This window comes from Micromonospora sp. KC213, assembly GCF_004348325.1.
In the GTDB taxonomy this organism is placed as follows: domain Bacteria; phylum Actinomycetota; class Actinomycetes; order Mycobacteriales; family Micromonosporaceae; genus Micromonospora.
This window is the reverse complement of sequence record NZ_SMKF01000077.1, coordinates 1-26,078: the sequence shown is the minus strand read 5'-3', so window position 1 is coordinate 26,078 and position 26,078 is coordinate 1. Positions and strand designations below refer to the sequence as shown.

The window sequence follows — 26,078 nt, the reverse complement described above, 5'->3', positions numbered from 1 at the left end:
CTGCCCCCGCCGACGCCGCGTCGAGCACGGCAGCGGCGGACGAGCCCCCCGCCGCCCGGCCCGTCGCCGGCTCCGCCCCGCCGGTCGACCCGCGCGGGTGGCGGGACTATCCGGCCGGTCCCGCGTTCCTGCGGGCGCTCACCGACGGCCGGGCCCCCCGCGCGGTCTGGTCGGCGCTGGCCGGCGAGGACTGGGCGGCCCGGTACGCCGACGCGGTCGCCGCCACCGTCGCCGGCGGACGGGGCGCCGTCGTCGTGGTCGCCGATGCCGGGGACCTGGAGCGGCTCGACGCCGCCCTCACCACGGCCCTCGGTCGGGGGCGGCACGCCTGCCTCTCCGCCGCCCTGGGACCGGCCCGCCGCTACCGGGCGTACCTCGCCGCCCGGCGCGGCGACGTGCCGGTGGTGGTCGGCACCCGGGCGGCGATGTTCGCCCCGGTGGACCGGCTCGGACTGGTGGCGATCTGGGACGACGGCGACGACCTGCACGCCGAACCCCGGGCGCCGTACCCGCACGCCCGGGAGGTGCTGCTGACCCGGGCCCAGCTCGCCGGGGTCGCCGCGCTGGTCGGCGGGTTCACCCGTACCGCCGAGGCGCAACTGCTGGTGGAGACCGGTTGGGCCCGCGAGGTGGTCGCCGACCGGGCGACCGTGCGGGCGCGTACCCCGGCCATCGCGCCGACCGGCGACGACCCGCAGCTGGCCCGCGACCCGGGAGCGGTCACCGCCCGGCTGCCCAGCCTGGCCTGGACCACCGCCCGGGACACCCTGCGCGCCGACGCCCCCGTGCTGGTCCAGGTGCCCCGCCGTGGCTACCTGCCCTCGGTCTCCTGCGCCGAGTGCCGCACCCCCGCCCGCTGTCCCCACTGTGCCGGCCCGCTCGCCCTGCCGTCGGCCGACGGCGCGCCCGCCTGCCGCTGGTGCGGCCGGATCGCCGCCGCGTACGCCTGCCCGGAGTGCGGCGGGCGGCGGCTGCGCGCCGCGGTCACCGGTGCCCGCCGCACCGCCGAGGAGCTCGGACGGGCCTTCCCAGACGTGCCGGTGCGCACCTCCGGCCGGGATGAGGTGCTGCGCACCGTACCGGCCGGCGCCGCGCTGGTCATCGCCACGCCGGGTGCCGAGCCGGTCGCCGAGGGCGGCTACGGCGCGGTGCTGCTGCTCGACTCCTGGGCCCTGCTCACCCGGGCCGACCTGCGCGCCGGGGAGGAGACGCTGCGCCGCTGGCTGGCCGCCGCGGCGCTGGCCCGACCCGCCCCCGCCGGAGGACGGGTGGTGGTTGTCGCCGATGGCGCGCTCGCCCCGGTGCAGGCGCTGCTGCGCTGGGATCCGGCCTGGTTCGCCGCCCGGGAGCTGGCCGAGCGCCGCGAGCTGGCCTTCCCCCCGGCGACGCGGATGGCCAGCGTCACCGGTTCCGCCGCCGCGGTGGCCGACCTGCTCGCCGCGGCCCCGCTGCCCGACGACGCCGAGGTGCTCGGCCCGGTCCCGGCCGACGAGGACCGGGAGCGGATGCTGGTCCGGGTACCCCGGTCACGGGGCGCCGCCCTGGCCGAGGCGTTGCGCACGGCGGCCGGGGTGCGCAGCGCCCGCAAGGCCGCCGACCCGGTCCGCCTCCAGGTCGACCCGCTGAGCCTGTTCTGAGCCCGGCAGCGCCGGCCGCCGGGGCGGACGGTGGACGTCCTGATCGCCGACGGCGTACGCGCGGCGGGGCGACCCGTCGTCGCGGTGCGTCACCGTCGCACAGCGCGTGAGGCAGGCCGCTGGCGGGCGCGTGATAGCATCGCCCGTCATGCCCGGGCGCGCGCATGGCGCGATGATGGCGGAAGCGTCGTTCCGACGCCCGATCGATGATGTCAATCAGCCGGTGATCAGGGGTGGACCAGTCGTGACCGTTCGTAAATCGATCGTCTTCAACGGTGACCTCGGCAGCGGCAAGAGCACCGTCTCCGTCGAGATCGCCCGCCGGCTGGGGATGCGCCGGGTCAGTGTCGGCGACCTCTACCGCCAGATGGCGCAGGAGCGGCAGATGACCGCCCTCCAGCTGAACCTGCACGCCGAGCTGGACCAGGCCGTCGACGGCTACGTCGACCAGCTCCAGCGGGACATCGCCGCCTCCGGCGAGGCGCTGATCATGGACTCCCGGCTGGCCTGGCACTTCTTCACCGACGCGCTCAAGGTGCACATGATCACCGAGCCGGGCGAGGCCGCCCGGCGGGTGCTGCTGCGCCCGTCCGGTCCGGCCGAGAGCTACGCCTCGCTGGAGGAGGCCAAAGCCAAGCTCAAGGAGCGCAGCGAAAGCGAGCGCAACCGCTTCATCGTCCGCTACGGCGTGGACAAGGCCCGGCTGCGCAACTACGACGTCGTCTGCGACAGCACCCGGGCCAGCGCCGACGAGGTGATCACGCACATCGTCGACGCGTACGAGGGGCGCCTCGGCGCCGACGTGCTGCGCGACGCGCCGCCGCTGCTGCTGCTGGATCCGGCCCGGGTCTACCCGACCGAGGACATCGCCACCCTGCGCGGGCTGTGGGACTCGGAGTTCGTCGGCGAGGTGGCCGAGGCCGGCGACGAGGCGCTGGAGCCGCTGCGGATCGGCTACACCGGCGAGTACTTCTTCGTCGTCGACGGCCACCGCCGGCTCAGCGCCGCGTTGCAGAACGGCTTCCACCTGGTGCCCGCGCAACTGGTCGCGGAGGTGGAGGAACCGGTGATCGGCGGGATGAGCGCGGTGGAGTACTTCGCCGCCCACGCCCGCCCGTCCACCATCCACGACTGGGCGGCCGCGCACGGCGTCACCCTGCCGTTGCCCGAACACGCCCTGCTCAACGGCGACGCGGTCCTGGCCGGGGATCCGGGCTCCGGCGCCTGAACGCGGCCGGGCCACCGGGAGAGACGCGACTCACCTGCGTGGTCACCGGACCCTGCCGGTGACCTTCGACACGCGGGCCGCCGCCCCGGCGGGCGGCACGCCGGCCGAGCCGGCCACCGGCACTCCGTAGACTGGTACGGCACCGTCCGTCCGATCGAAGGAGCCACACCGCGTGACCGTCCAGCCCATCCGTCTGTTCGGGGATCCGGTGCTGCGCACGCCGGCCGATCCGGTCGTCGACTTCGACGTCGAGCTGCGCAAGCTCATCGCCGACCTGACCGACACGATGCGTGAGCAGAGCGGCGCCGGTCTGGCCGCGCCGCAACTCGGCGTGGGTCTGCGGGTGTTCACCTTCGACGTGGACGACGTCCTCGGTCACCTGGTCAACCCCGTGCTGGAGTTCCCGGACTCCGAGGAGCAGGACGGCCCCGAGGGCTGCCTGTCCATTCCCGGGCTCTACTTCGACACCAAGCGTCGGCAGAACGTCGTCGCGAAGGGCTTCAACGGTTACGGCGATCCGATGCAGATCGTCGGCACCGGCCTGATGGCCCGCTGCATCCAGCACGAGACCGACCACCTCGACGGGGTGCTCTTCGTCGACCGACTGGACCCGGCCGGGCGCAAGGCGGCGATGAAGGCGATCCGCCAGGCGGAATGGTACGACCCGGCCGCCCCGCCCACGGTCAAGCTGAGCCCGCACGCCGCCGGCAACCCGTTCGGTCTGGGGCGGTGAGCCGGTTGCGTCTGGTCTTCGCCGGCACCCCGGCCGTCGCCGTCCCCGCCCTGGCCGCCGTGCACGCCTCCGGGCACGAGCTGCTGGCCGTGGTGACCCGCCCCGACGCCCCGGCCGGTCGTGGTCGCGGGCTGGTCCGTTCCCCTGTCGGGGCCTGGGCCGACGAGCACGGCGTCGAGGTGCTCACCCCCGCCCGGCCCCGGGAGCCGGAGTTCCTCGACCGGTTGCGCGAACTCGCGCCGGACTGCGTGCCGGTGGTCGCGTACGGCGCGCTGGTGCCCCCGGTGGCCCTGGAGATTCCCCGGCACGGCTGGATCAACCTGCACTTCTCCCTGCTGCCGGCCTGGCGCGGCGCGGCTCCCGTGCAGCACGCCGTGCTGCACGGCGACGAGCTGACCGGCGCCAGCGTCTTCCAGCTGGAGCAGGGGCTGGACACCGGCCCGGTGTACGGCACGCTGACCGACGAGATCCGGCCCACCGACACCTCCGGCGACCTGCTGGAGCGGCTGGCCCACTCCGGTGCCGGCCTGCTGGTGGCCGTTCTCGACGCGATCGAGGCGGGGACGGCGCGGGCCGAGCCGCAGCCGGTCGACGGGGTTTCCCTGGCCCCGAAGCTCACCGTGGAGGACGCCCGGGTCCGCTGGACCGACCCGGCCTTCGCGGTGGACCGACGCATCCGTGCCTGTACGCCGGCTCCCGGCCCGTGGACGACCTTCCGGGACGAGCGGGTCAAGCTCGGTCCGGTCACCCCGGTGGCGAACGGCCCCGAGCTGAAGCCGGGCGAACTGCTGGCGGAGAAGTCCCGGGTGCTGGTCGGCACCGCGACGATGCCGGTGCGGCTCGGCGAGGTCCGGGAGGCGGGGAAGAAGGCCATGTCGGCGAGCGACTGGGCGCGGGGCGCCCGGGTCAGCGCCGGCGAGGTGTTCGCGTGACCGCCCCCTCGGATCGTCCCGACAGCTTCCGCTCCGACAGCCCTCGCGAGGAGCGGTCCGCCGGCCGCGGCGAGGCCCCCCGTGGCGACCGGTACGACCGGTCCGCGCCCCGCCGTCCCGACGCCGCGCGCGGCGACCGTCCGGCCGGCGGCGGTTTCCGCGGCGACCGGTCCGGTGGCGGCCGGGCCGGCTTCGACCGGCGCGGTGGCCGTCCCGTCCGCCCGGCCGTCGACCTGCCCCGGTACGTGGCCTACCAGGCCGTCGAGGCCGTGCACCGGGACGACGCGTACGCCAATCTGGTGCTCCCGGCGATCCTGCGGGAGCAGGGCCTGACCGGCCGGGACGCCGCGTTCGCCACCGAGCTGACCTACGGCACGCTGCGCCACACCGGCACCCTGGACGCGATCCTCACCGACGCGGCCGGGCGGGACGTCGCCCGGATCGACCCGCCGGTACGCGACGCCCTGCGGCTCGGGGCGTACCAGCTCCTGCACACCCGGGTGCCGGCGCACGCGGCGGTCTCCTCGACCGTCGACCTGGTCCGGGTGGTCGCCGCGGGGGCCACCGGTTTCGCCAACGCGGTGCTGCGCGAGGTGGCCGGCCGCGACGCCGACGCCTGGGTGGCGAAGCTCGCCCCGCCCATGGACACCGACCCCATCGGGCACCTTGCGCTGGCGTACAGCCATCCCCAGTGGATCGTGCGGGCGTTCGCCGAGGCGCTCGGCGGTGACCTGGGGGAGACCACCCGGCTGCTGATCGAGGACAACGAGCGACCCCCGGTGCACCTGTGTGCCCGGCCCGGCCTGGCCGACCCGGTGGAGTTGGCCGACGCGGTGGGTGGCGCCCCCGGCGCCTTCTCCCCGTACGCCGTCTATCTCTCCGGCGGGGCGCCGGGCGACCTGCCGGCGGTGACCGAGGGGCGCGCGCACGTGCAGGACGAGGGCTCGCAGTTGGTGGCGCACGCCCTGGCGACCGCCCCGCTGGACGGCCCGGACGGACGCTGGCTCGACCTGTGCGCCGGCCCGGGCGGCAAGTCGGGTCTGCTCGGTGCGCTCGCCGCGCAGCGCGGTGGCCGGCTGACCGCGGTGGAGGTATCCGAGCACCGGGCCCGGCTGGTCGCGCAGGCCACCCGAGGGCTGCCGGTGACCGTGCTGCACACCGACGGCCGCACTGTCGGCGCGGACCCGAAGCTGCCGGAGGGGCACTTCGACCGTGTCCTGGTGGACGCACCCTGCACCGGGCTGGGTTCGCTGCGCCGCCGGCCCGAGTCCCGGTGGCGGCGTCAGCCCTCGGACCTGCCGCCGTTGACCCGGCTGCAGCGGGAACTGCTCGCCGCCGCGCTGCGCGCGGTGCGTCCCGGCGGTCTGGTCGCCTACGTGACGTGCTCACCGCACGTGGTGGAGACGCACGTGACGGTGACCGAGGCGGCCCGGCGGTCCGAGGTGCCGGCGGACTTCGTCGACGCCCGCCGGCTGCTGCCCGCCGGCATGCCAGGGCTGGGTGACGGCCCGACGGTGCAGCTCTGGCCGCACCGGCACGGCACGGACGCGATGTTCCTCGCGGTACTGCGGCGGGTGTGACCGGCGCGGTTCGGCTCAGCGGACCGGCAGGGCGCGCGGGCCGGCGTCGCGTAGCGAGCGGGTCAGGGGACGGTCGTCGACCCACAGGAAACACCGCACGCCCCGGTCGCCGTCCCGCCACTCCCGTTCCGTGGGGTGGTAGAAGATCGAGCCGGCGCGGAACGGCAGGTCGCCGTCGTCCGGGACCCCGGTGTGGCGGGCCAGCAGGCTGCGGCAGCCCCGGTGGACCCGGTCGTCGCCCCGGTGGAGCCGGGCGTAGCTGAGGCCGGTGGCCTGCCAGACGCCGACGAACTCGACGTGGTGGCGGGCGGTGCACGGCACCGGGGTCATCGCGCTGACGTCGGTGCCGGCCATCCGGGGCTCGAAGCAGCCCAACCGGAGCGCGGCGGCCCCGGTCAGCGCCCCACGCAGGCTGCCGGTCCGGACGACGACCCCCGGATCGTCGATGCTCTTGACCTCGCTGACGTCGCAGCGGAACCAGCGGGCCCCGCCGGTCCAGGCGCGGGGGGAGGGGAGGACGACGGTGAGGCTGAGCCGGCCGGAACGCCAGTCCGCGCCGAGGGCGCGGTGGACCTCCCGGCCGCATTCGGCATGGGCGGTACGCGTCGCGGCGCTGCCGCCCAACGGCGGGGTCGTCCCGGCCGCGTGCGCTCCGGTCAGGGTGCCGACGTGGAGGGTTTCGGCCCGGTGCGCCAGGGCGCAGTCGACGGGCTGGTAACCGCCGAGGTGACCGACGTCCGGTACGCCGGGGTGGCACACCCCGGCAGCCGGGACGAAGGGCCGCGGGGCGGCGAGCGCCGGCCAGTCGTCGGTGAGGTCGGCGTCCAGCCCGGCCGGGGCGCCGCAGGCGGCCAGCGCGAGGGCCGCCACCGCGCCCGGGGCGACCGCCGTCCACCGTCGCATCGCCACCGCTCCTCCGCCGCGCCCGGCCGGCGACGCCGCGGCACCCCGCCGGCCGGCGACGCCGTCCTGGGGCCGGAGCATACGGCAGCCGGGTTTAGATGGCCGGCAACCCCTCCGGCCCGGCGCCGCGCATCGAGCGGGTCAGTTTCCGGTCATCGCTCCACAGGAAACAGCGGATGCCCCGGTCGCCCTCCTGCCACTCCCGCTGCGACGGGGGGTAGAAGATCGATCCGGCCCGGTACGGCAGTTCGGCGTTGTTCGGCACGTCGGCGAAGCTGGCGATCAGCGCCATGCAGCGCCGGTGCACCTGCTGGTTGGCCTTGGTGAACTGCTCCCAGGTCATGTCCTTCTCGACGTAGACGCCGACGAACTCGGCCCGGTGCGGTTCGGAGCAGAGCACCGGCGCCATGTAGTTGAGGTTCTTGCCGATCAGCTTCGGGTCGAAGCAACGGTGCGACAGCGGGTTGTCGCCGATCATCGCGCCGCGCAGGCTGCCGGTTCGGTTGACCGGCCGGGTGTTGTCGATGCTGTCGGTCTCGCTCAGGTCGCAGCGGAACCACCGTGCGCCGCTGTTCCATGCCGTCGTCGAGGGCAGTGCGATGTTCAGGGTGAGTCGCGCCGAGTGCCAGTCGCCGCCGAGCACCTCCCGGGCCCGCTGGTCGCATTCGGCCCGGGCGGGACGCAACGCCGCCGAGCCCGGTTCGGGCCGTGGCCCACGGGCGGCGGCGCCGGAGAAGGAGCCGACATGGATCGCCTCGGCCAGGTGGCTGCGGGAACAGTCCACCGTGTCGTAGGTGCTGGCCTGCACCACCGGTGTTATGCGGGGCAGACAGGCGTCCGTGGCGGGCACGAACAACTGCGGTGCGGGCAGTACGGGCCAGTCGTCGGCCAGGTCACCGTCGGCCCGGTGCTGCTCGAAGCAGCCGCTCATCGTCAGCGCCGCGCCGGCCAGGACCAGCGCCACCAGCCACCGTCGCATCGTCCGCCCTTCCCGGGAGATGACGGTCGGTCTCCGCCACCCGCCCGGCGTCGCCCCGTCGTCGGGCGTGCAGCATATGTGACCGTCCCTGTTGGATTTTTCCCGCGTTTCCGCCAATCGGCCAGTGCCCGGTGACCCTTCGTGTGGTTCTTGCCAGACAGAGGCCCCATTTCGCACCGATCGTCATCTCTGTGTCACTCAGTGTGTCTGTACGAGGTGCCCTGCCGGGGATGGCGGGGCGCGTTCGTACACTGGCCAGGTGACCGTACCGCCGCCGATCGTCGCGCCCAGCATCCTCGCTGCCGATTTCGCCCGCCTGGCCGAAGAAGTCCGTGCTGTCGAGGGAGCCGCGGACTGGCTGCACGTCGACGTGATGGACAACCACTTCGTACCGAACCTGACCATCGGGCTGCCGGTGGTGCAGAGCCTGCGGGCGGCCACCCGGATCCCGTTCGACGTGCACCTCATGATCACCGATCCGCGTCGCTGGGCACCCGGTTACGCCGACGCCGGCGCCTACAACGTCACCTTCCACGCCGAGGCCTGCGATGACCCGGTCGCGCTCGCCAAGGACCTGCGTTCGGCCGGCGCCAAGGCGGGACTGGCCATCGACCGGGACACCCCGATCGAGCCGTACCTGGATCTGCTGCCGAGCTTCGACACCCTGCTGATCATGACGATCAAGGCCGGTTTCGGCGGGCAGCGGTTCGTCCCGCAACTGCTGGAGAAGGTCCGCACCGCCCGCCGGCACGTGGCCAGCGGCCACCTCGAGTTGCGTATCGAGGTCGACGGCGGTATCGCCGCCGACACCATCGAGCAGGCGGCGGTGGCCGGTGCCGACGCCTTCGTCGCCGGCACCGCCGTCTACGGCGCCGACGACCCGGCCGAGGCGGTGCGCCGGCTGCGCGGCCTGGCGGAGCGCGCCGTCGCCGGGGCCTGACGTGGACCCGGCCGGCGACCGACCCGACGTCATCCTGGTCGTCGACGACGACGCCGACATCGCCCGCTTCGTCGAGTTCAACCTGCGCCTGCACGGGTTCGACGTGCTGCACGCCTCCGACGGTCAGGAGGCACTGGAGATGATCGAGCGGCACCGACCGGACCTGGCGGTGGTGGACCTGATGATGCCGCGCATCGACGGTCTGGAACTCACCCGACGGCTGCGGGCCGACCCGATGACCTCGGCCCTGCCGGTGATCATGTTGACCGCCAAGGGAATGACCGTGGACAAGGTGCACGGGCTCAGCGCGGGCGCCGACGACTACCTGGTCAAGCCCTTCGACACCGCCGAACTGGTGGCCCGGGTCAGCTCCACGTTGCGCCGCAACAAGGAGTTCCGTGAGGTCTCCCCACTGACCGGGTTGCCCGGCAACAGCCGGATCCGCCGGGAGATCAGCGACCGGGTACGCAGCGGCGTCGACTACGCGGTCGGCTACATCGACATCGACCGGTTCAAGAGCGTCAACGACCGGTACGGTTTCGTCCGCGGCGACGAGTTCATCTCCGCGCTGGCCCGCAGCCTGCACCGGGCGGTGGTCTCGATCGGGCTGCCACCGGCCTTCCTCGGCCACGTCGGTGGCGACGACTTCGTCATCGTCTGCACACCGGAGCAGGTCCGGCCGCTCACCTCCCGGGCGGTGGTGGACTTCGAACGGGCCGCCGACAAGCTCTACGACCCCGCCGACGCCGAGCGCGGCTACGTGGAACTCAAGGACCGTCGCGGCAACATCCGCAAGGCCCACCTGGTGACCCTCTCGATCGGCGTGTCGCTGTCCGACTCGCGCAAGCGCTTCACCGATCCGCTCGCCGCGATCGCGGTCGCCTCGGAGATGAAGACCGTTGCCAAGAGCCAGCCCGGCTCGTACGTGGCGGTGGACCGCCGACGGGCCGACGGCGTGTGAGGTAGCACGCCGGGAGTGGCGCACCCCCCACCCCGACGTGTAAGACTTTCCGGGTACCCACCACGCGCTGGCGGGGCTCGGTGAAATTCCGAACCGGCGGTGATCCACGGCCCGACCGTGGTAAGCCCGCGACCCGGACGGCTCAGGCCGCCCGGTGGACCTGGTGAGAATCCGGGGCCGACGGTTGGCGGCGAGATCGTTGCGCCACCAGACAGTCCGGATGGGAGACAGCGCGCGGGACGGGGCGGGCCTGCGTGGGCTGATTCTCCCGCGTGGGCTCCCCGGGGCCGGCTGTGCCGTCCCCAGGTCCGCCGCCGCCTGCCCGCGGCTCCTCCCGTCGACCGCCCAGCGCGCCGACCGGCGAGTGAGAGGGCAGAGGCCATGGCCGGCGTCTCCGTCGACGAAGCGATGCGTCGTGCCGTCGCGCTGGCCGCCCGTGGCCTCGGCACCACCAGCCCCAACCCGGTCGTCGGCTGTGTCCTGCTCGATCCGGACGGCACGGTCGTCGGAGAGGGATTCCACGCGTACGCGGGCGGGCCGCACGCCGAGATCGTCGCGCTCGCCCAGGCCGGTCGGCGCGCCCGTGGCGGCACCGCCGTGGTCACCCTCGAACCCTGCGACCACACCGGCCGTACCGGTCCGTGCAGTCTCGCGCTGATCCAGGCGGGTGTCGCCCGGGTGGTGATCGCCGTGCCCGACCCCAACCCGGTCGCCGCCGGTGGTGCCGCCACCCTGCGCGCCGCCGGGGTGCAGGTGGACGTGGGGCTGTGCGCCGCCGAGGCCGAGGCCGGCAACGTCGCCTGGCTGACCTCGATGCGCCGGGGCTGGCCGTACGTGATCTGGAAGTACGCCGCCACCCTCGACGGCCGGTCCGCCGCCGACGACGGCACCAGCATGTGGATCACGTCCGAGGCGGCCCGGATCGACGTGCATGCGCTGCGCGGCACGGTCGACGCCGTCATCGTCGGGGTGGGAACCGTGCTCGCCGACGACCCCCGGCTCACCGCCCGTAACCTGCGCGACGGCACCCTGGCCATCCGGCAGCCGCTGCGGGTGGTGGTGGACAGCTCGGGGCGTACCCCGGCGGAGGCCCGGGTGCGCGACGGCGCCGCCCAGACCTGGATCGCCACCGGCGCGGAGGTCGGCACCGGCCCGGACGGCCGGGTGGACCTGCCGGTGCTGTTGGCGGAGCTGCACCACCGCGGCGTGCGCGCCGCGCTGCTGGAGGGCGGGCCGCGGCTGGCCGGCGCGTTCCTCGCCGCCGGGCTGGTCGACAAGGTCATCGGGTACGTGGCACCGAAGCTGCTCGGCGCCGGCCCGACCGCGCTGGCCGACGCCGGCGTGTCGACCATCGCCGACGCCGTCGACCTGGACATCACCGACGTCACGCAGGTCGGCCCCGACCTGCGGATCACCGCGCTGCCCCGGAAGAGGGAGGCCTGACATGTTCACCGGCATCGTCGAGGAGCGCGGCGAGGTCGTCCGCGTCACCGACACCGGGGGTGACTCCGCCCTGGTCGCCATCCGCGGCCCGCTGGTCACCTCGGACGCCCGGCACGGCGACTCCATCGCGGTCAACGGAGTCTGTCTGACCGTCGTCGACGTCGACGACGCGGTCTTCACCGCCGACGTGATGGGGGAGACCCTGCGCCGCTCCGCGCTCGGCGCGTTGCGCCCGGGCGACCCGGTCAACCTGGAACGGGCCGCCGCGCTGAACAGCCGGCTCGGCGGGCACCTCGTGCAGGGCCACGTCGACGGGGTCGGCGAGCTGCTCTCCCGGGAGCCGGCCGCGAAGTGGGAGACCCTGCGGTTCCGGCTCCCCGCCGCGCTGTCCCGGTACGTGGTGGAGAAGGGCTCGATCACCGTCGACGGGGTGTCGCTCACCGTGGCGGCCGTCGGGCCGGACTGGTTCGCCGTCGGGCTCATCCCGACCACCCTCAAACTGACCACCCTCGGCGACCGGGCCGTCGGCGATCCGGTGAACCTGGAGGTGGACGTGCTCGCCAAGTACGTCGAGCGGCTGCTCGGTGACCGACTGCCGGGTGGTGGGTCCTGATGGGTCCGCTCGGCTGGCTGCTCGACGCCCAGGTCCAGATCGCCGGTTCCCCGGTGCTGGTCCGGGAGATCGTCGGCAACGTCTTCGGTCTCGTCTCCGCCCTGTTCGGGCTGCGCCGGCTGGTCTGGGCCTGGCCGGTCGGCATGGTCGGCAACGCGCTGCTGTTCACCGTCTTCCTCGGCGGTGCCTTCGCCACCCCGCAGGCCCACGACCTGTACGGCCAGGCCGGCCGCCAGGTGTTCTTCTTCGCGGTCAGCCTGTACGGCTGGTGGCGCTGGGCGCGCAACCGGCGGGCCGGCGGTGGGGAGCAGCCGGCGGTGACCCCCCGCTGGGCGACCGGGCGGGAACGGCTGGGCCTGCTGGTGGCCGCCGTGCTCGGCACCGCCGTGGCATATCCGGTGCTCGCCGCGCTGGGCTCCTGGGGTCCGCTGCCGGACGCCTGGATCCTCACCGGCAGCCTGCTCGCCACCTACGGCATGGCCCGGGGCTGGGTGGACTTCTGGCTGGTCTGGATCGCCGTGGACGCGGTCGGGGTGCCGCTGCTGCTGCGCGGTGGTTTCTACCCGTCGGCCGCCATGTACCTCGTCTACGGCGCGCTGTGCGTCGCCGGCCTGCTCGCCTGGTGGCGCAGCTCCCGGGCCACCAGAATCGCCCGACCGATCCCGCCCACCTACTCGGAGGCCGTGGCATGAGCAGCTTCGCGAGCATCGCCCAGGCGGTGGCGGACATCGCCGCCGGCCGGCCCGTCGTCGTGGTCGACGACGAGGACCGGGAGAACGAGGGCGATCTGATCTTCGCCGCGGAACTGGCGACGCCGGAACTGGTCGCGTTCATGGTCCGGTGGACCTCCGGCTACATCTGCGTGCCGCTGACCGAGAGCGAGTGCGACCGGCTTGACCTGCCGCCGATGCACCACACCAACCAGGACCGGCGGGGCACCGCCTACACCGTGACCGTGGACGCCCGGGAGGGGGTGACCACCGGCATCTCCGCCGCCGACCGGTCGCACACCATCCGGCTGCTCGCCGACCCGGCGACCGGTCCGACCGACCTGGCCCGCCCCGGCCACGTGGTGCCGCTGCGGGCCCGCGAGGGTGGCGTGCTGCGCCGTGCGGGGCACACCGAGGCGGCCGTCGACCTGACCCGGCTGGCCGGGCTGCGCCCGGCCGGTGTGCTCTGCGAACTGGTCAACGACGACGGCACCATGATGCGTCTGCCGGATCTGGAGAAGTTCTGCGCCGAGCACTCGCTGTCCCTGGTCACCATCGCCGACCTGGTGGCCTACCGGCGGCGGCACGAGAAGCAGGTCGAGCAGGTCGCCGACGCGCGGATGCCCACCCCGTACGGGGTGTTCCGGGCGCTGGGCTACCGCGCCGAGCACGACCCGGCCGAGCACGTCGCGATGGTCTACGGCGAGCTTGGTGACGGGGAGGACGTGTTGGTCCGGGTGCACTCGGAGTGCCTGACCGGGGACGTGTTCGGCTCGCTGCGCTGCGACTGCGGGCCGCAGTTGCAGGCCGCCCTGGCCCGGGTCGCCCGGGAGGGGCGTGGGGTGGTGCTGTACGTGCGCGGGCACGAGGGGCGCGGGATCGGCCTGCTGCACAAGCTTCAGGCGTACCAGCTCCAGGACCAGGGCCGCGACACGGTCGACGCGAACCTGGACCTGGGGCTGCCGGCTGACGCCCGGGACTACGGCACCGGCGCGCAGATCCTCTACGACCTGGGCGTACGGTCGATGCGGTTGCTCACCAACAACCCGGCCAAGCGGGCCGGGCTGGAGGGGTACGGGCTGCGGATCACCGGCCGTACGGGGTTGCCGGTCCGGCCGCACCCGGAGAACGTGCGTTACCTGCGTACGAAGCGGGACCGGATGGGTCACCTGCTGGACGAACTGGACGAGGTGACCGAGGCCCCGATGGGCCGTCCGGTCGCCGGCGACGAGATCGGAGCGTAGACATGGCGGGTTTCGGCGAGCCCGGGGTGAGCGCGGTGGACGCCGCCGGCATGACCGTCGGGGTGGTGGCGGCGCGCTGGCACGGCGAGCTGACCGACCACATGCTCGACCGGGCGGTCGCGGCGGCCGAGGCGTGCGGGGCCCGGGCGGTGGTGGCCCGGGTCGCCGGTTCGGTGGAGCTGCCGGTGGTGGCGCAGGCTCTGGCCCGCCGCTGCGACGTGGTGGTCGCCCTCGGCGTGGTGGTGCGCGGGGCCACCGCGCACTTCGACTACGTCTGCAAGTCGGTGACCGAGGGGCTGACCCGGGTGGCGTTGGACGAGGGCAAGCCGGTGGCGCACGGCGTGCTCACCGTCGACACCATCGCGCAGGCCCGGGACCGGGCCGGGTTGCCCGGCTCGGCGGAGGACAAGGGCTGGTCGGCCACCGTGGCCGCTCTCGATGCCGCCCTGGCCATCCGGGCGGTCGCCGAGACCGGCCACCGGGTCGGCTTCTGACCGCCCTGCCCGCTCACCCCGCGTCGCCTGCGGCCCTACCGCCCTTCGGACTTGATCGACTTCGTCTGCGGCGGACCGGGGTGTCCACGGAGAGGGAGACCGCCGTCTGCCGCGGATCAGGACGACCCGCCCGGCGCGGCTGTCGGGCGTTCGCATGGTTGACTGCCCATCATGGAGGTCAGGTACGCGCGACTGCCGGGGCTGCGGATGGCGTACCGGAGCTGGGGTCCACCCGACGCCCGGCCCGTGGTGGCCCTGCACGGCGGTTCCGTGGCCGGGCAGACCTGGGCCGGTCTGGCCGTCGCCCTCGGTGATCAGGCTCACCTGTGTGCGCCCGACCTGCGCGGGTTCGGTGGAACCGACCGGCCCGGGGCGTACTCGCTGGAGTTGATGTGCGGCGATGTCCGGGCACTGCTCGACGTGCTCGGCCTGGCCCGGGTGACCCTGATCGGCCACTCCGTCGGTGCGGTCGTGGCCTACCTGCTGGCCCAGGCTCACCCCGACCGGGTTGCGGCGCTGGTGCTGGCGGAGCCCCCGCCTCCGGTGCCGGTGGGGCTCCGGCTGCCGCCCCGTCCCACCGGCCCGCTCGACTACGACTGGGCCGCCCGGGAGGCGGTGGTGGGGCAGCTCAACGATCCCGACCCGGTGTGGTGGGAGCGTATGGCGGCGATTACCGCCCCGACCCTGGTGGTCGCCGGCGGCCCCGCCAGTCACCTACCCCAGGACCGCGTCGCCGCCGTCGCCGGACGGATTCCCGGCGCCCGCCTGGTCACCATCGACGCGGGACACGCGGTCCACGCCACCCGTCCCGACGAGTTCCATGCCGTGGTGCGGGAGTTCCTCGCCGACGCCGACGCCGACTGAGCGACCCGCGCGCCGCCCGGCGGCGCTGGTAGAGGCCGTCGCCGTGGCACGCCCGGGCGGCGAGGCGCCTCAGCCGAGTTCGGCCGCGCCCGCCGACCGGCCGAGCCACTGCTGCTCCAGTTCGGTCAGTGTGCCGGCCTCGCGGAGCTTGCTGATCGCCTCGTTGACGCACCCGGACAGCGGGGAGTCCTTGTCGAGCAGCAGCCCGAACGTCTCCGGTGCGCCCACCTGCGGTAGTTGACCGACGATGGCGACGTCGGTGGTCTTGGCCGAGGTGACGCGGAAGGCGGTCGGCAGGTCCACCACCAGGCCGTCGATCTGACCGTTGCGCAGGGCGGCCATGGCCTCGTCGTTGCCGCGGTAAGCCTGCGGCTTCGGCCCGGGCTTGATGAGTTGGGTGATGGCCTGGTGGCTGGTGCTGTTGGCCAGGGCGCCGAGCTTGGCGTCGGTCAGCTCGGCCAGGGCCTTCCTCCCGGCGATCTTCGACGACTTCCGCGCGATCACGGCCTGGCGCACCAGGTAGTAGGGCGCGGAGAGGTCGACCGCCTGCTTGCGCTCCTCGGTCAGGGTGAACTGGCCGATGGCGAAGTCGAAGCTCTTCGGGCCGGAGGCCACGGCGGCGTCGGGTTTCACCCGGGTCCAGGTGACCTCCGTGCTGGCGTACCCGAGCTGGGTCGCCACCGCGTACGCGACGGCGGACTCGAAACCCTCGCCGTTTTCCGGTTTGTTCTGCCGGAACCACGGTTCGTGCGCCGGCTCGCCGGTGGCGATGGTGAGCGTGCCGGGCGTGCGGGTACGCAGGCCCGCCTTCGTGCAGGCGGTGCTGTCCGGGCCGGTGGGAGTCCCGGGGCTCCTCCCAGGCGTAGGCGTGCAGCCGACCGCCGTGACGAGGACGACGACGGCGGTGAGCGTGAGAAGCCGGGAGCTGCTGCGTGCCATGGCGGACAGCCTAGAGAAGACGACCGATGTCCGGCAGGGTGTAGCGGTTCTCAACCGTACGATCGATGTCGATTTGTTGCCGGCGACGCCGCGCCGATGCCCCCCGACGCCGGTGGTGCCGCCGCGAGTGCGCCCTGGGTCGTGCCTCGGGCGGGGGAACCGGACAGAAAACCAGCGAGGGTACGGAAAGCGACCCGGCCGGGACCCGGAGAGCGGCGTCAGCGGGTGACTGGAAGAATCGCCTACCGTGAAGACGTTCGAGGAGTTGTTCGCCGAGCTGCAGGCCAAGGCCGCTGCCGGCACCCCGGGCTCGGGCACCGTCGCCGCCCTGTCCAAGGGGGTGCACTTCGTCGGCAAGAAGGTCGTCGAGGAGGCGGCCGAGTCGTGGATGGCCGCCGAGCACGAGGGGCCGGAGCGTACCGCCGAGGAGATCTCCCAGCTTCTCTACCAGGTCCAGGTGCTGATGCTCGCCAGTGGCCTCGAACTCAAGGACGTCTACCGACATCTGTGAGTGCGCCCCGTCGTTGGTCAGACCTCGATCGAAGGAGCACTCCGTCATGCTGCGTGTCGCCGTACCGAACAAGGGCGCCCTGGCCGAGAAGGCCGCCCAGATGCTGCGCGAGGCGGGCTACCGTCAGCGCATCGACCCCAAGGACCTCGTCTGCCGGGACGAGCCCAACGACATCGAGTTCTTCTACCTGCGTCCCAAGGACATCGCCACCTACGTCGGCTCCGGCGATCTGGACGTCGGTATCACCGGCCGTGACCTGCTGATCGACTCCGGTGCCCCGGCGGAGGAGGTGGTGGACCTCGACTTCGGCCGGGCCACCGTCCGGTTCGCCGCCCGGCCCGGGGACGTCGACGACGTACGGGAGTTGGGCGGGCACCGGATCGCCACCGCGTACCCGGGGCTGGTCGAGCGGCACCTGGTCGAACTGGGCGTCAAGGCCGACGTGATCCGGCTGGACGGGGCGGTGGAGAACGCCATCCGGCTCGGCGTCGCCGACGTGGTCGCCGACGTGGTGGAGACCGGCACCACGCTGCGCCAGGCGGGCCTGGTGGTCTTCGGTGAACCGCTGCTGCGGTCCTCGGCGGTGCTGGTCCGGCGCACCGACGCGCCGGCGCACCCGCAGTCCGCCCAGCTGCTGCGCCGGCTGCACGGCGTACTGGTGGCCCGCCGCTACGTCATGCTCGCCTACGACGTGCCGGCCGGCCTGCTCGACCGGGCCAGTTCGTTGACCCCGGGGATCGAGTCGCCGACGGTCTCCCCGCTGCACCGGGAAGGCTGGGTCGCGGTGCAGGCGATGGTGCTCCGCGACGACGTGCACCGGATCATGGACGAGCTGTACGAGCTGGGCGCCCGCGCCATCCTGGTCACCAACATCCACGCCTGCCGACTCTGAGGACCCTGGTCGGGCCGCGCTTCGCCGGCCCGGGCGGGCCGTCCAGGTCGAGGGATCACGGCCAGGGTCGACGGATCACGCCGGGCAGCGACGGTGCGGGCGCCGGACTCCGGGTGGCGGCGGATGGCAGACTGGTGGGGTGAGTGATTCGGAGCTGGTCCGCCTGAAGCCCCGTCGCATCCGGGTGGTCTGCTGGGTTTCGGCGGTCGTGCTGCTGGTGGTCTTCACCGCGGTGGCCACCTCGCTGACCGGCGCCACCGGCAACGGCTACGGCACGTTCCAGCGCGGTGACCAGTTCGCCATGGTGGGCCTCGGTGTGCTCGGCGCGCTGGCCATCCTGCTGTTCACCCGTCCCCGGGTGGAGGCGGACGCGCGTGGCGTACGGGTCCGTAACGTGGTCGGGTCGTACGAGCTGCCGTGGGAGGTCGTCCGCGGCGTCCGGTTCGACCGTGGTGCGCCCTGGGCCAGCCTGGAGTTGCACGACGACGACCTGCTGCCGATGGTCGCCCTCCAGGCCGCCGACAAGGAGACCGCGGTCGAGGGCGTCCGCGCCCTGCGCCGCCTGCACCAGGCCCACCTGGCGACCCTGTCCGGTGGCGCCTCCGCCCGCTGACCGTCCCTCGCCGGTCCCGTCCGCCGAGGGTCGGGGTTCGCTGCGGTCCGGTCACACCCGCCGCTGACCTGGGGCCCCGGGTTTGGGGCGGGCTGGGGTGAGGGTGTAGTGTTGCCGAGTCGACCAGACTGCCCCCGCCTCGGCGTGCGGGCGGTCCTGAAGCGGAGCGCCTGCTCCCACCCGAGTCGCCCACCGTAGGTGGCCGGGTCCGGTCACCGGTTCCGGGCGCGTCCCGGTGCCGGATGCGCGATCATGTGATCGTGCCGACCGGTCGAGTGGGCCCTGGCATTGTGCCGGGGCCTTCTGCTTTCCGGGCGGCCCCACCCGGGGTCCGCGGGGTCGGCCATGCAGGAGAACCGACTCGAGGAGGCCCCATCAGCGTCGAACCACGCGTGAACGAACAGATCCGGGCACGTGAGGTCCGACTGGTCGGCCCTGAGGGTGAGCAGGTGGGCATCGTCCCGCTGGAGCGCGCCCTGCAGCTGGCCGCGGACGTCGACCTGGACCTGGTCGAGGTTGCGCCGATGGCGCGCCCGCCGGTGTGCAAGCTCATGGACTTCGGCAAGTTCAAGTACGAGAGCGCACTGAAGGCGCGCGAAGCGCGGCGTAACCAGCAGCAGACCGTCATCAAGGAGATGAAGCTCCGGCCGAAGATCGACCCGCACGACTACGAGACCAAGAAGGGTCACGTGGTGCGGTTCCTCAAGGCCGGTGACAAGGTCAAGGTGACGATCATGTTCCGCGGTCGGGAGCAGAGCCGCCCGGAGCTGGGGTACCGGCTCCTGCGCCGGCTCGAGTCCGAGATCTCGGATCTGGGGTACGTCGAGGCCGCGCCGAAGCAGGACGGTCGCAACATGATCATGGTGCTCGCGCCGCACCGCGCCACGAAGGCCGCCGCGGCCGCCGCGACGGCGTCCCGGGGCGGGCCCCGGGAACGAGCCGCGGACGGTTCCGCGGCCCCGGAGGCCGGCGAGACCGCAGCAGCCGGTGACACCGGCACGACCGTTGAGACCAGCGGTCAGTAACAGGAAGAGACGTTCCACATGCCGAAGATGAAGAGCCACACGGGTATGGGCAAGCGGGTCAAGGTGACCGGCAAGGGCAAGATCGTCGCCCAGCAGGCCGGCCTCCGCCACAACCTGGAGAAGAAAGCCTCCACCCGGACCCGCCGGCTGACCGGCACGGTCGAGTTGGTCAAGGCCGACGTCAAGCGAATCAAGAAGCTGCTCGGCCGCTGACGCGCGCCACCTGAACCGAAGAAGGAGTTGAGATGGCACGCGTCAAGCGGGCTGTGAACGCCCAGAAGAAGCGCCGTACCCTGCTGGAGACCGCGAGCGGCTACCGCGGTCAGCGCTCCCGGCTGTACCGCAAGGCCAAGGAGCAGGTGCTGCACTCGATGCAGTACGCCTACCGGGACCGCCGCGACCGCAAGGGCGACTTCCGGCAGCTCTGGATCCAGCGGATCAACGCCGGCGCCCGGGCGAACGGCCTGACCTACAACCGGCTGATCCAGGGCCTGCGCTTGGCCGGCATCGAGGTCGACCGCAAGATCCTGGCCGACATGGCCGTGAACGACGCCGCGGCGTTCGCCGCGATCGTCGAGCTGGCCCGGGCCGCGGTGGCGGCCGAGGGCACCGGTGGCGCCGCGGCCCAGGCCGCCTGACCCACCCACGGCAGATCGAGGCGTCTCCCATGCAGTCACCAGCGCGCGGGAGGCGCCTCGACGCTGTCCCCGGTCCGTTCACCCCGCGTACCCCCAGGGTGGCCGCGGCCCGGCGGCTGCACCGCCGCCGCGACCGCGACGCCACCGGCCGGTTCCTGGCCGAGGGGCCGCAGGCGGTCCGTGAGGCCCTGGCCCGGGCCGGCACGACCGTCGAGATGTTCGGCACCCCCGCCGCCCTCGACCGGTACGCCGACCTCGCCGCGCTGGCCGCCCGGCAGGACGTGCCCGTCTCCGAGGTCACCGACGAGGCCCTCGCCGCGCTCGCCGAGACCGTCGCCCCACAGGGGCTGGTCGCCGTCTGCCGGCACCTGGACGTACCCCTGGCGGACGCCCTCGCCCGCGGGCCGCGCCTGGTCGCGGTGCTGGCCGAGATCCGCGACCCGGGCAACGCCGGCACGGTGCTGCGCACCGCCGACGCCGCCGGCGCCGGCGCGGTGGTCTTCGCCGGTGACGCCGTCGACCCGTACAACGGCAAGTGCGTGCGCGCCTCCGCCGGCAGCCTCTTCCACGTCGACGTGGTCCGCGTCGCCGACCCGGCCGCGGTGATCGAAGCGCTCCGGGCCGCCGGGCTCACCGTGCTCGCCACGACGGGGTACGGCGACAGCGACCTCGACGATCTCATCGACCACGGGCGGCTCGCCGCCCCCACCGCGTGGCTGTTCGGCTCGGAGGCGCACGGCCTGCCCGAGGCGCTGACCGCCGCCGCCGACGCCCGGGTGCGGGTGCCGCTGCACGGGCGTGCCGAGAGCCTGAACCTGGCTGCGGCCGCCGCCGTCTGCCTGTACGCTTCAGCCAGAGCACTGCGCTGACGGTGTCACGCGCTCAGACAGCACAGGGGAGTCGTCCGCATGGTGAACGCGCCACGGCGTTCGTTTAGCCAGCCCGCCGGTGTCGGCGGGCGGCGGGCCTGACCCTTCCCCCTGCGCAACTCCCACCGGCGGGCTGCGGCACAGCCGCGCGTCCGTAGACTCGCCTAGCCGCCCGTGAGGGCCGGCGCCGCCGTGAGGGAGTGCCCGTACCCATGAGCTACCGCAACGATCCGTACGACCCGAAGCAGGTCGCCCTGCTGGATCCGGCCGCCCTGGCCGAGGCCGTCGCCGACGCCGAGAAGGCGTTCGCCGCCGCCGCCGACCCCGACGCGTTGACCGCGCTGCGCCCCGCGCACCTGGGCGACCGGGCGCCGGTGTCGCTGGCCCGCCGGGAGATCGGCGCGTTGCCGCCGGCGGCGAAGGCCGACGCGGGCAAGCGGGTCAACGAGGCCCGCCGGGCCATCGAGTCCGCGTACGCCGCCCGCGCCGAGATCCTGGAGCGCGAGCAGGCCGCCCGGGTGCTGGTCGAGGAGCGAATCGACGTGACCCTGCCGTACGATCGGCGACCCCGCGGTGCCCGACACCCGCTGAGCACGCTGATGGAGCAGATCAGCGACCTGTTCGTCGGGATGGGCTACGAGGTCGCCGAGGGCCCCGAGGTCGAGCTGGAGTGGACCAACTTCGACGCGTTGAACATCCCCGCCGACCACCCGGCGCGCGGGCTGATGGACACCTTCCACATCGCACCTGCCGACGGCTCTGCGGATCCGGGCGGACCGGCGGGTTCGGGGCTGGTGCTGCGTACCCACACCTCGCCGGTGCAGGCGCGCACCATGCTGACCCGCAAGCCCCCCATCTACGTGATCGTGCCGGGCCGGGTCTACCGCACCGACGAACTGGACGCCACCCACGCGCCGGTGTTCCACCAGGTCGAGGGCCTGGTGGTGGACAAGGGCATCACCATGGCCCACCTGCGCGGCACCCTCGACCACTTCGCTCGGGCGATGTTCGGTGAAGGGGCGAAGACCCGCTTCCGGCCGCACTACTTCCCGTTCACCGAGCCGTCGGCCGAGTTCGACGTCTGGTTCCCCGAGCATCGGGACGGCCCACGCTGGGTCGAGTGGGGCGGCTGCGGCATGGTCAACCCCCGGGTGCTGCGTGCCTGCGGCATCGACCCGGAGGTCTACTCCGGGTTCGCGTTCGGCATGGGCATCGACCGGACGGTGATGTTCCGGCACGGGGTCAGCGACATGCGGGACATGGCCGAGGGCGACGTGCGGTTCACCCGCGCGTTCGGGGTCGGTGCGTAGGGCGATGCGGGTACGAGTCACGGGAACGGTGGTCTGAGATGCGAGTTTCTGTCAGTTGGCTGCGGGAGTACGTCGACCTCCCCGCCGACCTGCCCGCCGACGATCTGGAGCAGGCCCTGGTCGACCTCGGCATCGAGGTCGAGTCCATCGAGGACCTGGCCGGCACCGTCACCGGCCGGTTGGTGGTCGGCGAGGTGCTGGAGATCGAGGAACTGACCGGCTTCAAGAAGCCGATCCGGTTCTGTCGGGTCGACGTGGGCACCGCCAACGGCACCGGCGAACCGCAGGAGATCGTCTGCGGGGCACGCAACTTCGCCGAGGGCGACAAGGTGGTGGTGATTCTCCCCGGCGGGGTGCTGCCCGGCGGCTTCGCCATCGGCGCGCGCAAGACCTACGGGCGCAACTCGCACGGCATGATCTGCTCCGCGAAGGAGCTGGGTCTGGGCGACGACCACTCGGGCATCATCGTGCTGCCGGCCGACACCCCGGCCAAGCCCGGCGACGACGCCCGGCCCGTGGTGGGCCTCGACGACGTCGTGGTCGAGGTGGAGATCACCCCGGACCGGGGGTACGCGCTGAGCGTGCGCGGCCTGGCCCGCGAACTGGCGCACGCGCTCGGCGTGCCGTTCCGCGACCCGGGCCTGGCGCCCGCCGCCGCCGGTACCGCCGAGCCGGCGTACCCGGTCGAGGTGCGCGACACCGTCGGCTGTGACCGGTTCGCCGCCCGGATGGTGCGCGGGGTCGACCCGGGCGCCGCCACCCCCGGCTGGATGAAGCGCCGGCTCACCGTGGCCGGCATCCGCAGCATCTCGCTGCCGGTCGACATCACCAACTACGTGATGCTCGAACTGGGTCAGCCCATGCACGCCTTCGACGCCGACCGGATCACCGGGCCGCTGGTGGTGCGCCGGGCCGAGCCGGGGGAGAAGGTGACCACCCTGGACGGGGTGGCCCGTACCCTCGCCGCCGAGGACATGGTGATCTGCGACGACACCGGGCCCGTCTCGCTCGCCGCGGTGATGGGCGGCGAGACCAGCGAGGTCGTCGACGGCACCACCAACGTGCTCCTCGAGGCCGCCCACTGGGATCCGGTGATGGTCGGGCGTACCGCCCGCCGGCACCGGCTGTTCAGCGAGGCCGCGAAGCGCTGGGAGCGGGGCGTGGACCCGGCCCTGCCGCTGGTCGCCCTGGAACGTGCCGTCGGGCTGCTCACCGCGCACGGTGGCGGCACCGCCGGCACCGCGGTCCTCGACCTCGACCACGTCCGGCCGATGACCCCGGTCACCCTGCCGGTCGACCTGCCGTCGCGGCGGGTCGGGGTGACGTACCCGCCGGAGCGGGTGGTCGCCCTGCTGGAGCAGGTGGGCTGCACCGTCGTCCGGGGGCCCGACCGGCTCGCCGAGGACCCGGGCGAGGTCGGCGTGGCCGCCGGCGGCGGCGACGTGCTCACCGTGACCCCGCCGACCTGGCGGCCCGACCTCACCGACCCGGCGGACCTGGTCGAGGAGGTGGTACGGCTCGACGGGTACGACCGGATGCCGTCGGTGCTGCCCACCGCGCCGCCCGGGCGCGGCCTGACCTGGCAGCAGCGTCGCCGCCGGGCGGTGGCCCGCTCGCTGGCCGAGCGTGGCCTCGTCGAGGTGGTCGCCCACCCGTTCACCTCGCCGGAGCTGGCCGACCAGCTCGGCCTGCCCGCCGACGACCCGCGCCGTCGGGCGGTGCGGCTGGCCAACCCGCTGTCCGAGGAGGAGCCGCTGCTGCGCACCACGCTGCTCGGCCCGCTGCTGGGCATCCTCCGGCGCAACCTCGGCCGTGGTCACCGCGACCTCGCGCTCTACGAGATCGGCACGGTCTTCCACCCGCGCCCCGGGGCCGGGCGCCCGCCGGTTATGGGCGTCGACCGTCGCCCCACCGACGCCGAGTTCGCCGCCGCCGACGCGGTGGTGCCGCACCAGCCCCGGCACGTCGCCGTCGTCCTCACCGGCGACCTCGACCCCGCCGGCTGGTGGGGTCCGGGCCGCGCCGCCGGCTGGGCGGACGCCGTCCAGGCCGGCCGGGACGTGCTCGCCGCCGCCGACATCCCGGCCGAGCGGGTCGAGGTACGCGCCGCCGACCACGCGCCCTGGCACCCCGGACGCTGCGCCGCGCTGCTGGTCGACGGCACGGTCGTCGGGTACGCCGGCGAACTGCACCCGGCGGTGGTGGCGGCCCTGGAACTGCCGAAGCGGACCAGCGCCATGGAACTGGACCTCGACGCGCTGCCGCCGGCCCCGCTGGCACCCGCGCCGACCGTCTCCACCTTCCCGCCGGCGCTGATCGACGTGGCGCTGGTGCTCGACGCGTCGGTGCCCGCCGCGGAGGTGCAGCGGACCCTCGTCGAGGGGGCCGGTGAACTGCTGGAGGAGGTGCGCCTGTTCGACGTGTACGCCTCGGAGCAGCTCGGTGCGGGACGCCGGTCGCTGGCGTACAAGCTCACCTTCCGGGCTGCGGACCGGACGCTGACGGTCGAGGAGGCGCTGGCCGCCCGGGACACCGCGGTCGCCCTGGCGGCGGAGCGGTTCGGCGCGACCCTGCGCGGTGCCTGACCGGTGTCGACGATGGGATGGCTGGTGGCGGCCGGCGTGCTCGCCTCGGCGACCGTCGGCCTGCTCTGGGCCCGTCGGCACCTGCTGCTGGTCTCCGTCGTGGGCCGCAGCATGGAGCCGACGCTGCGCCCGGGTGACCGGGTGCTGGCCCGGCGGGTGCCGCTGGCCCGCGTCCGCCCGGGCGATGTGGTCGTGGTGGTGGCCCCGGCGGCGATGACTGCCGGCCACCCCACCCGGCCGACCGACACCGGCCCCGGTCTGCTGATCAAGCGGGCGTACGCGGTGCCCGGCGAGCCGGTGCCCGTCGACCGGGTGCCGCTGTTGCGGCAACGCCCGGAGCGGGTCGTGCCGCCCGGGCAGTTGGTGGTGCTCGGCGACAACCCGCCGTTCAGCTACGACTCCCGCGAGTGCGGCTATGTCCCCGAGTCGGATCTGCTCGGTGTGGTGGTCCGGCCCCGGCTGCGCGCCGACTGACCGACCCGGGTGGTGTGCCGCACGGCCACGGCCGTGGCCGTGCGGCACACCGGTGCTGGTTTCAGCACAGGGCGGTCATGCTGTTCGCCCCCGCGCTGCAGTAGTACCCGCACGAGCCGCAGAACGTCTTGCAGGCACCGTTCTGGCTGCACCGCTTCAGGTGGCACGTACCACACACGGCGCACCACGGGTCCGGCGGACAGGCGGCCGCGGCCGTCACCCTGGGTACGAACATGCCGAGCATCCGCTCGCCCAGGCTTTCCAGTCGACGGAACATTCGTTCACCTCCTTCCGATACCGGTTGTTGCCGGGACGCTACGGCCGCCCGGTACACCGGCCCTACAGCCGACGTCGCCACCGATGTAGGCCGATGTATCCGCGATGTATTCGCCGCCCCTAGCGTGGGCCACCCGCGCCGAGGAGGTGGTCCGAATGCGAGCGGTGGAGCTGGCCGCGCGGCTGTTGCTGGCCCTGGTGTTCCTCACCGCCGTGGTCGGCAAGCTGCGTGGCCGGGCGGGCTTCGACGGGTTCGTGGGCTCGGTCGGCCAGTTCGGTGTGCCGGCCCGGTGGGCGTCCGCGGTCGCCCGGCTCGCGGTGGCCACCGAGGCGGCCGTGGTCGTGCTGCTCGCCGTGCCGTCCACCGTCCCCGCCGGGCTGCTGCTCGCCGCCGGGTTGCTCGGCGTGCTCACCGCCGCGATCGTCGGCACGCTGCGCCGTGGTGTCCGCCCGGCCTGCCGCTGCTTCGGCGCGGGTGACGCCCCGATCGGCCTGCGGCACGTCGCGCGCAACCTGGTCCTGCTCTCGGTGGCGCTGCTCGGTCTGCTCGGCTGGGCCGCCGCCGGTCCGCCGCCGTCCACCCCGGCGATGCTGATCGCCGTCGGGGCGGCCGTCCCGCTTGCCGCGGTGGTGGTCCGCCTCGACGATCTCGTCGCACTCTTCGCACCCACCTGTCTCTTATACA

General features: G+C 73.8%; 27 protein-coding genes. 24 read left to right on the top strand and 3 right to left on the bottom strand.

Going from position 1 to position 26,078, the window contains the following annotated elements; genetic code table 11:
• From E1166_RS17005 to E1166_RS16985, 5 genes are all read left to right on the top strand, one after another.
• A partial coding sequence (locus E1166_RS17005; RefSeq protein ID WP_243710391.1) for a primosome assembly protein PriA occupies positions 1-1,637 on the top strand: 1,637 nt, incomplete at its 5' end.
• Positions 1,638-1,881: 244 nt separating this feature from the next.
• The gene (locus E1166_RS17000) at positions 1,882-2,865 is read left to right on the top strand and encodes an AAA family ATPase (RefSeq protein ID WP_132340028.1); all 984 of its coding nucleotides are present in this window, start codon (positions 1,882-1,884) and stop codon (positions 2,863-2,865) included.
• A gap of 172 nt (positions 2,866-3,037) precedes the next feature.
• Positions 3,038-3,598, top strand: coding sequence for a peptide deformylase (def, locus tag E1166_RS16995; RefSeq protein WP_132265067.1), 561 nt, complete (start codon positions 3,038-3,040; stop codon positions 3,596-3,598).
• 5 nt (positions 3,599-3,603) lie between these two features.
• Complete coding sequence (gene fmt, locus E1166_RS16990) at positions 3,604-4,530, top strand: methionyl-tRNA formyltransferase (protein ID WP_132340032.1); 927 nt, start codon at positions 3,604-3,606, stop codon at positions 4,528-4,530.
• Positions 4,527-6,110, top strand: coding sequence for a transcription antitermination factor NusB (locus E1166_RS16985; protein WP_243710390.1), 1,584 nt, complete (start codon positions 4,527-4,529; stop codon positions 6,108-6,110). Before fmt ends, E1166_RS16985 begins: the two co-directional genes overlap by 4 nt.
• A 15-nt stretch (positions 6,111-6,125) precedes the next feature.
• Here E1166_RS16985 and E1166_RS16980 read toward each other — a convergent pair whose 3' ends face one another.
• Both E1166_RS16980 and E1166_RS16975 read right to left on the bottom strand, forming a co-directional pair.
• Complete coding sequence (locus E1166_RS16980) at positions 6,126-7,013, bottom strand: septum formation family protein (RefSeq protein WP_132340026.1); 888 nt, start codon at positions 7,011-7,013, stop codon at positions 6,126-6,128.
• A gap of 94 nt (positions 7,014-7,107) precedes the next feature.
• The gene (locus E1166_RS16975; RefSeq protein WP_132265071.1) at positions 7,108-7,992 is read right to left on the bottom strand and encodes a septum formation family protein; all 885 of its coding nucleotides are present in this window, start codon (positions 7,990-7,992) and stop codon (positions 7,108-7,110) included.
• A 259-nt stretch (positions 7,993-8,251) separates the two neighbouring features.
• On the opposite strand from E1166_RS16975, the gene rpe reads away from it, so the two are divergent.
• The 8 genes from rpe (at position 8,252) to E1166_RS16935 (ending at position 15,261) form a co-directional block, all read left to right on the top strand.
• Positions 8,252-8,932: a ribulose-phosphate 3-epimerase gene (gene rpe / locus E1166_RS16970; protein WP_132340024.1), complete on the top strand. Its 681-nt coding sequence runs from the start codon at positions 8,252-8,254 to the stop codon at positions 8,930-8,932.
• 1 nt (position 8,933) lies between these two features.
• Positions 8,934-9,893: a response regulator gene (locus E1166_RS16965; protein ID WP_132265075.1), complete on the top strand. Its 960-nt coding sequence runs from the start codon at positions 8,934-8,936 to the stop codon at positions 9,891-9,893.
• Positions 9,894-10,274: 381 nt separating this feature from the next.
• Positions 10,275-11,336: a bifunctional diaminohydroxyphosphoribosylaminopyrimidine deaminase/5-amino-6-(5-phosphoribosylamino)uracil reductase RibD gene (gene ribD / locus E1166_RS16960; RefSeq protein WP_132265077.1), complete on the top strand. Its 1,062-nt coding sequence runs from the start codon at positions 10,275-10,277 to the stop codon at positions 11,334-11,336.
• A gap of 1 nt (position 11,337) precedes the next feature.
• The gene (locus E1166_RS16955) at positions 11,338-11,949 is read left to right on the top strand and encodes a riboflavin synthase (protein ID WP_132340022.1); all 612 of its coding nucleotides are present in this window, start codon (positions 11,338-11,340) and stop codon (positions 11,947-11,949) included.
• On the top strand, positions 11,949-12,641 hold the full coding sequence (gene pnuC / locus E1166_RS16950; RefSeq protein WP_132265081.1) for a nicotinamide riboside transporter PnuC: 693 nt from the start codon (positions 11,949-11,951) through the stop codon (positions 12,639-12,641). The genes E1166_RS16955 and pnuC overlap by 1 nt, the downstream gene beginning before the upstream one ends.
• A complete protein-coding gene (locus tag E1166_RS16945) occupies positions 12,638-13,903 on the top strand; it encodes a bifunctional 3,4-dihydroxy-2-butanone-4-phosphate synthase/GTP cyclohydrolase II (protein WP_132265083.1) in 1,266 nt (421 codons plus the stop codon). The genes pnuC and E1166_RS16945 overlap by 4 nt, the downstream gene beginning before the upstream one ends.
• A 2-nt stretch (positions 13,904-13,905) precedes the next feature.
• Positions 13,906-14,397 carry a 6,7-dimethyl-8-ribityllumazine synthase gene (gene ribH / locus E1166_RS16940; RefSeq protein WP_132265085.1) on the top strand — a complete coding sequence of 164 codons (492 nt, stop codon included), beginning with the start codon at positions 13,906-13,908 and terminating at the stop codon, positions 14,395-14,397.
• Positions 14,398-14,568: 171 nt separating this feature from the next.
• On the top strand, positions 14,569-15,261 hold the full coding sequence (locus tag E1166_RS16935) for an alpha/beta hydrolase (protein WP_132340020.1): 693 nt from the start codon (positions 14,569-14,571) through the stop codon (positions 15,259-15,261).
• Between the two features lie 69 nt (positions 15,262-15,330).
• Here E1166_RS16935 and E1166_RS16930 read toward each other — a convergent pair whose 3' ends face one another.
• Positions 15,331-16,200 carry an ABC transporter substrate-binding protein gene (locus tag E1166_RS16930; RefSeq protein ID WP_132340018.1) on the bottom strand — a complete coding sequence of 290 codons (870 nt, stop codon included), beginning with the start codon at positions 16,198-16,200 and terminating at the stop codon, positions 15,331-15,333.
• 229 nt (positions 16,201-16,429) lie between these two features.
• Here E1166_RS16930 and E1166_RS16925 point away from each other — a divergent pair, with 229 nt between their 5' ends.
• The 11 genes from E1166_RS16925 to E1166_RS16875 all read left to right on the top strand — a co-directional run.
• Positions 16,430-16,711, top strand: a complete 282-nt coding sequence (locus tag E1166_RS16925; protein WP_305792127.1) for a phosphoribosyl-ATP diphosphatase — start codon at positions 16,430-16,432, stop codon at positions 16,709-16,711.
• Between the two features lie 46 nt (positions 16,712-16,757).
• Complete coding sequence (hisG, locus tag E1166_RS16920) at positions 16,758-17,603, top strand: ATP phosphoribosyltransferase (RefSeq protein WP_132265092.1); 846 nt, start codon at positions 16,758-16,760, stop codon at positions 17,601-17,603.
• 139 nt (positions 17,604-17,742) lie between these two features.
• Complete coding sequence (locus E1166_RS16915; protein WP_207914282.1) at positions 17,743-18,216, top strand: PH domain-containing protein; 474 nt, start codon at positions 17,743-17,745, stop codon at positions 18,214-18,216.
• Between the two features lie 392 nt (positions 18,217-18,608).
• Entirely contained in the window at positions 18,609-19,241 is a 633-nt protein-coding gene (gene infC, locus E1166_RS16910) for a translation initiation factor IF-3 (protein WP_132265095.1), read from the top strand.
• An 18-nt stretch (positions 19,242-19,259) separates the two neighbouring features.
• Positions 19,260-19,454 (top strand): 50S ribosomal protein L35, encoded by a 195-nt coding sequence (gene rpmI / locus E1166_RS16905; RefSeq protein WP_132265097.1) that lies wholly within the window; start codon positions 19,260-19,262, stop codon positions 19,452-19,454.
• Positions 19,455-19,486: 32 nt separating this feature from the next.
• Entirely contained in the window at positions 19,487-19,879 is a 393-nt protein-coding gene (gene rplT, locus E1166_RS16900) for a 50S ribosomal protein L20 (RefSeq protein ID WP_089008309.1), read from the top strand.
• A 29-nt stretch (positions 19,880-19,908) separates the two neighbouring features.
• Positions 19,909-20,748, top strand: a complete 840-nt coding sequence (locus E1166_RS16895) for an RNA methyltransferase (RefSeq protein WP_132340016.1) — start codon at positions 19,909-19,911, stop codon at positions 20,746-20,748.
• Positions 20,749-20,960: 212 nt separating this feature from the next.
• On the top strand, positions 20,961-22,058 hold the full coding sequence (gene pheS, locus E1166_RS16890; RefSeq protein WP_132340014.1) for a phenylalanine--tRNA ligase subunit alpha: 1,098 nt from the start codon (positions 20,961-20,963) through the stop codon (positions 22,056-22,058).
• Between the two features lie 38 nt (positions 22,059-22,096).
• Positions 22,097-24,643, top strand: a complete 2,547-nt coding sequence (gene pheT / locus E1166_RS16885; protein ID WP_132340012.1) for a phenylalanine--tRNA ligase subunit beta — start codon at positions 22,097-22,099, stop codon at positions 24,641-24,643.
• 12 nt (positions 24,644-24,655) lie between these two features.
• Positions 24,656-25,117: a S26 family signal peptidase gene (locus E1166_RS16880; protein WP_243710392.1), complete on the top strand. Its 462-nt coding sequence runs from the start codon at positions 24,656-24,658 to the stop codon at positions 25,115-25,117.
• A gap of 432 nt (positions 25,118-25,549) precedes the next feature.
• Positions 25,550-26,078, top strand: a 529-nt coding sequence (locus E1166_RS16875) for a MauE/DoxX family redox-associated membrane protein (RefSeq protein ID WP_165944362.1), incomplete at its 3' end; no start/stop codon positions are given.